A 6,000-nucleotide genomic window follows, 5' to 3' on the forward strand; every position below is an offset into this window, starting at 1 on the left:
CAATAAGAACTAGCGCTTGCGCCTGATTTCTCTCGAAATCCATTCTCCAAAAGCAAAAAAGCCGAGGCGGTGACCGCTCCGGCTTTTTTGTGGGGCTGTGCCCAGGCGTGTCAGTCGTCGTTCGTGGCCAGGCTGATCAGGATGCGCAGCACGTACCAGAGCATGAGCGCAATCGATGCGAACAGGTGCAGCGCTGCGCCGGCGGGGCGGTCTGCAGGGTAGTCGTGGATGATGCGCGAGGTGTCGTACAGCACGCAGGCGCCCGCAAACAGCACCATGAGCCCTGAGAACCAGATGCCCAACTTGAAGCCGAAGATGGCGCCCGCGATGATGGTGCCCAGTGCCACCAGCCCCGCCACCTTCAGGATGCCGCCCAGGAACGAAAAGTCGGTCTTGCTGCTGAACGCCGTCCATGTGAGCGCCGCCACCAGCAGCAGCGTGATGAAGGCGGCAGCGCCGATGGCGCCGGGCACCAAAAGCTGGGCAATGCCGAACATCGGGGCAAAGATGAGCCCTTCCGCCAGCACGTAGAGGCCGAGGCCCATCAGCTGTGTCTGAGGGTTGTCCGAGTTGTCGGCCAGGTGCGATGCCAGCCAGCCCACGAGCATGAAAGCGCCCATGACCCCCAGCCACAGGAATTTGCTACCGCTGGCCATGAGCATCTTGGCCGCGGCGGTGGAAAGTCCGCTCACCATCAGCACCGCCGACAGCACGACAAAGGCCAGAATGGCCACGCCCAGGTGCTTGTAGGTGGAGACGATGAAATCGCGCCGCTCCATCGGAGCGCCCGCAGGGGTTTGTGGCGAAAGTGCGTTGGGGTTCATGGTGTGGTCCTCCGTAGTGAGCGCGCAGGTTGGCGCAAACGATGGGAGGAGCGCGCCCCGGGCGCTGCCCCTCCCTCCCTCTCTCTTTTTATGGGGTATGGCCGTCAGGCGGCGGCCAGCTGGTGTGCTTCGTCGGCGGCGCGCAGCTTGCGGTTGGACCACACGCCTGCCGCTCCCACCAGCGTGAGCAAAATGGCAAAGATCCAGGTGCCTGCACCGCTGAAGGACTGCGCGGAGGAGGCTGCTTCGGCCTGCAGCCGTTGTTTGGTGGTGTCGTAGCTGATGACGGTCGCGCCGTCTGCCGATACTTCATAGACCAGGTCGCTGTCGCTGCCATCGACCAAGGCGGTGACTTTTTCGTCGATCAGGTTGCCCACCAGCTGCTGCGGTGTGCTGTGGTCGATGCGCAGCTTGCGCGCCTCGGCACCAGCGGTGTCGGGCTGGACCGTGATTTCGTAGTACTTCTTGGTCGTACGACGCTTGCGCTTGACGGTGACTTCAGAGGCCTGCGTCACGGTACCGGACACGGTCTGCAGGCTTTCGCGCGCCACGTAGGCGTGGCCGTCTTCCGCCTTCCAGCCGCTGTACACCGACAGCCCGATGAGCCCCGGGCCCGCCAGCAGCAGGAGCCACGCGTAGCCAGTGACAAATATCAAAATCTTGCGGACGAACCCTGGCATCACAACCCTCTCTCTTTTCAGTTTGGAATATTGATTTTGGTAACTGCTGGCCGCCGGGTTTTGCACCTCTTTGGCGAGCCAGACCGCGATGATCTTTGATATTTCCGTATCGAATGTAAGGAATTGTTGGTTTGTCGCGGTGGTGCCGAACTGGACAAAACTGAGAAGCGGCGCCCGTGAGCGCCGTTGTAAAAGCCATCGCTCCATGGCCGCGCTGGCGCTTGTGAGTCGGGTGGGCTCCAGCACCTCCTGTTGCGAGTTGCTACGTTTTGACGCCCACAGGCGACGTTTTCCGTGGGGTCGAGCATGCCTTGTGCACAGGCAAAAAAAAGCCCACACCTTGCGGGTGCGGGCTGGGGACTGAATCCGGTGCCAGAAGCTGTCAGAACGGAATGTCGTCGTCCATGTCGTCAAATCCGGAGGCCGCGCGCGGTGCCTGTGCCACGGGAGCGGGTGCAGGGCGCTGAGCGGGGGCGGCTATGGGGCGCGGCGCTGGCGCTGCACGGCGCGGGGCCTGGTCGTAGCCACCCTGGTCGCCACCGTAACCGTCGTCGTATCCACCGCCTTGCTGTCCGCCGCCCTGTCCGCCACCGCCCATGCCCTGGCGGCTGCCCAGCATCTGCATCTGGTCGGCGCGGATCTCGGTGCTGTACTTCTCAACGCCGCTCTGGTCGGTCCACTTGCGGGTGCGCAGGCTGCCTTCTACATACACCTGCGAGCCTTTGCGCAGGTACTGGCCAGCGATTTCGGCGAGGCGGCCGTTGAAGACCACGCGGTGCCACTCGGTGGCTTCCTTCATTTCGCCAGACTGCTTGTCTTTCCACTTGTCGGTGGTGGCAATCGTCACGTTGGCCACCTGATCGCCACTGGGGAAGGTGCGCATTTCAGGGTCGCGGCCCAGGTTGCCGACGATGATGACTTTGTTTACGGATGCCATGGTGCTGTCTTTGCCTTTAAGGGATAAAAGCGCCGGATTTGGAGAGAGATTCCAGGCGCCAAACGCTCCATTGTGCCGCAACCGGGGGGCAATGGAAGCCCTGACGGCATGGCACGGCTAGGCGTTCAGTGCCCGCCACGCCCCACGGGCCGCAGCGGCCAGGTCAGCAGCAGCCACAGAGCCGTGAGCGCCGTGGTCACGGCAAACAGGCCTGGAGCCCCGGCCCATTTCACCAGCGCGCCACCCATTGCACCGCCCGCAAACAGGCCCAGAGACTGCAGGGTGTTGTAGCTGCCCAGCGCGGCGCCGCGCAGCTGGGCTGGCGCCATGCGCGACACCAGACTGGGCTGGCTGGCCTCCAGCGCATTGAATCCGCAGAAAAAGACGAACAACAAAGGCCCTAGCACCCACAGCGTGGCAGGCACACCGCTGGCCGCCAGCAGGCCCAGCCCCGCCTGCACCACCAGCACCAGGGCAATGGCTCCGAGCAGGGCTGCGCGCAGTCGGCCCGCACGCTCCAGCGCAAACAGCCCGCCCATGGCGGCAAACGACAGCACCACGGCGGGCAGGTACACCTGCCAGTGGTGGTCTTTGGTGAGTCCTGCCTGTACCAGCATCGCGGGCACGGCCACCCACATGGACAGCTGCACGGTGTGCAGCACAAACACGCCGAGGTTCAGGCGCAGCAGGTCAGGGTGTCCCCACACATCGGCCAGGCGGCCCCGGGGGGCGTTCCGATGCAGCGCAGGCTCGGGCGGCACCCACCACACCACCACGGCTACACCGGCCAGGGCCAGCGCACAGGTCAGGCCAAACAGCCCCGCCAGGCCGATATGGGCAGCTAACATCGGTGCCGCCACCAGCGCAACGGCAAACATCAGCCCGATGCTGCCGCCCACCAGCGCCATCGCCTTGGTGCGCACGCTGTCGCGTGTCTGGTCGGCCAGCAGCGCGGTCACGGCTGCCGACACAGCCCCTGCGCCCTGCAGCGCCCGGCCCAGCAGCAGTCCGGTCAGAGAATCCGCCAGCGCAGCCATCAGACTGCCGCCTGCGAAGACGAGCAGGCCGAGCACGATCACCCGCTTGCGCCCGAAGCGGTCGGAAGCGATGCCCAGCGGCAGCTGCAGGACTGCCTGCGTCAGGCCATAGATGCCCATGGCCAGGCCCACCAGCGCAGGGTCGTCGCCACCGGGGTACTTGCGTGCCTCCAGGGCAAACACGGGCAGCACCAGGAACAGGCCCAGCATGCGCAGCGCAAAAATGAGGGCCAGGCTGACGCTGGAGCGACGCTCCAGCGCGGTCATGGGGGTGGCGGGTGCAGAGTGCTGCGGGGCAGCTGCGGCTGTCAGGGAGGAATAATCCGGCACGGTGGTGCGCTAAGGTCCGGTAAGCAAAAGCGAGATTTTCGCGCATTGGCCCTGACGGCCCATTGCAGCCGGCCCTGTGGCCCTGACTTTCAGCCGGAATCCTGCTTGGAATGCCGGTCCATCCACAGTATCCGTGCGGCGAGTGCGGCCAGCAGGCCCAGTGCCCAGGGGTTGTCCACGGGGGTGGGAACGTGGGAGCCGTCGTGGGAGGTGGCGCCATGAGGGGCCCGAGGCGCTGGTGCCGCGGATTGGAGCTCCTGGGCCGCTGTGACGTCTGGGGTGCACAGCAGGGCCACGGCAGTGGTTTCGTGCGGCGCAGGTAAGGGCAGGGCTTCGGTACCGGCCTTGGCTGAGAGGGCTGTGCACAGGGCCGCTCCTGCCCAAAGCAAGTGCCGTAAGGGCGCGGTGGCACGTCGGTGGAGCTGCCCTGCACACTGTGGTATGCCTGTCGAAGAAATACCAAAAATCGCCTGCAGTGCTGACCTGTATTGCATCGGTAGCTATCTTTTTTGATTTGTTTTGCGCCCCAATCCCACCCACAGAGGCAGCGCCAGCGTCAACACAGTCAGCGCCCAGGGCCCCAGTGCGGGTACGGAGACTGGCCCTGTCCCCCCACCCGCTCCCGCCAGCAGCACGGGCAACCCGGGGTCGGTGATGTGGCCGGGCACGGCGTCGCTATCGCCAAGGCCACCGTCGGTCAACGTTAGCGTCACGCTACGGCGGTCGGGGGCGAACACCGCCGTGCTGCCGGGCAGCGCATACCAGTGGGGCTGGGCGCAGGCCGCTCCGTTGCAGTTCAGGCCCTGGGGGCTGGGGCCGTATTTGAGGTACACCGCACCGGCCGGAACGGGCTCGCTGTAGTGCACGGTGAATTGGGCACTGGAGCCTGCGCTGCCGCCGCTGAGCACCAGGCGCAATGCCCGGTGCTGCGTACTTGCGCCGCCAGGCAATGGTGCGGGTAGCGCGGCGTCGAGGACCGCTGTGTCCAGGCCCCAACCCTGGTTGGTGGCTGGGTCAGGCACCGCGAGCGATGTGCGCAACCCTCCGACGCCGGACAGGGGCCAGGGCGCGCTGCATTGGCGCGAGTCGGCCCCACCGTTCTGGCCCGCGCAGGTCCAGGCAAAAGCCCCTGAGGCCGCGGCCACGCTGCCTGCTGCACCTGCGCTGCACAGGCCGGCCGTGGGTGGGGTGATGCGCTCCTGCCCGTCTGCCGCACCACAGGCTCCGTCGGCGGGCGGAGAGACGAAGGCGAAGACCGCGCCGCTCAGTACGGCCGTGCCGCTCTCCGCCACCACCTGCACGGTGGCATTACCTGCCGCATGAGACGGGGTGAGCACATCGATGCGGGTGTCGTCCACTACATTGAAACTGCTGGCGGCCACGCCGCCGAAGCTCACGCGCGTCGTACTCAGCAGCCCGCTGCCACGCAGCGTTACAGGGGTGCCGCCCGTGGTGGGCCCGGTGGTGGGGCTGGCACTGGCCAGCGCTGGCGCCGAGGCATACAGGAAGAATCCCTGGGCCGTGCCAAGGCCGGTTGTGACTTCCACGCCTCCCGATTGCAACGGCGCCGGGGGCGGAATGGCGGTCACCTGCGTGGCACTGTCTACAGTGAAGGAGAGGGCGGACTGACCAGCAAAGCGCACCGCCGTGGTCCCCGTGAGATTGGTGCCGGTCAGTACCACCGGCACCCCGCCCGCAGGGGGATTCCAGCGCGGTGCCACGCTGGTGACGGTGGGCCGCAATTCAGGCGGCACGGTGTAGGTGAAATAGCCCATGGGGTGCGGCATATGGGCGATGGGCGTGGAGATCTCGAACATCACCGTGAGGCCTGCCGGCTGGGGCGGCGCGACAGCGGTGATCTGCGTGTCGCTGTCCACGGTGAAGCGGGTGGCGGGTTTGCTCCCGAACAGCACCGTCGTCGCCCCGGTGAACCCGCTGCCGGTGATGGTGACCTCGGTGCCGCCGAGCATTGAACCTTCGCCGGGGCCCCAGTTCGTGATGTTGGGCTGGGGCACATAGGTGTAGCTGCCTGCAGCCGCCGTGCCCAGAGCGGTGATTAGTTCCACTGCGACGGTGCCACGGGCATGGGCAGGCGTGGTGGCCGTGACGCGGGTGCCGCTGCCGTCGACGATGAGGTTGGTGGCATCCACGCCGTCAAAGCGAACGGCCGAGGTGCTGCCCAGGTTGGTGCC

General features: G+C 66.2%; 5 protein-coding genes. All 5 read right to left on the bottom strand.

The features are described 5' to 3' along the window. Positions 1-110: 110 nt before the first annotated feature. Positions 111-824 carry a Bax inhibitor-1/YccA family protein gene (locus ACTJKQ_RS20385; protein WP_056056682.1) on the bottom strand — a complete coding sequence of 238 codons (714 nt, stop codon included), beginning with the start codon at positions 822-824 and terminating at the stop codon, positions 111-113. A 104-nt stretch (positions 825-928) separates the two neighbouring features. Then, positions 929-1,504: a hypothetical protein gene (locus ACTJKQ_RS20390; protein ID WP_099731734.1), complete on the bottom strand. Its 576-nt coding sequence runs from the start codon at positions 1,502-1,504 to the stop codon at positions 929-931. A 382-nt stretch (positions 1,505-1,886) separates the two neighbouring features. Next, complete coding sequence (gene ssb, locus ACTJKQ_RS20395) at positions 1,887-2,441, bottom strand: single-stranded DNA-binding protein (RefSeq protein WP_440597907.1); 555 nt, start codon at positions 2,439-2,441, stop codon at positions 1,887-1,889. A 125-nt stretch (positions 2,442-2,566) separates the two neighbouring features. After that, complete coding sequence (locus tag ACTJKQ_RS20400; RefSeq protein ID WP_108498781.1) at positions 2,567-3,745, bottom strand: MFS transporter; 1,179 nt, start codon at positions 3,743-3,745, stop codon at positions 2,567-2,569. A 563-nt stretch (positions 3,746-4,308) separates the two neighbouring features. Beyond that, positions 4,309-6,000: IPT/TIG domain-containing protein (locus ACTJKQ_RS20405; protein ID WP_440597908.1), on the bottom strand; the 1,692-nt coding region annotated here is incomplete at its 5' end.

The organism is Acidovorax sp. 22279 (assembly GCF_052045435.1).
Lineage (GTDB): Bacteria > Pseudomonadota > Gammaproteobacteria > Burkholderiales > Burkholderiaceae_C > Acidovorax > Acidovorax delafieldii.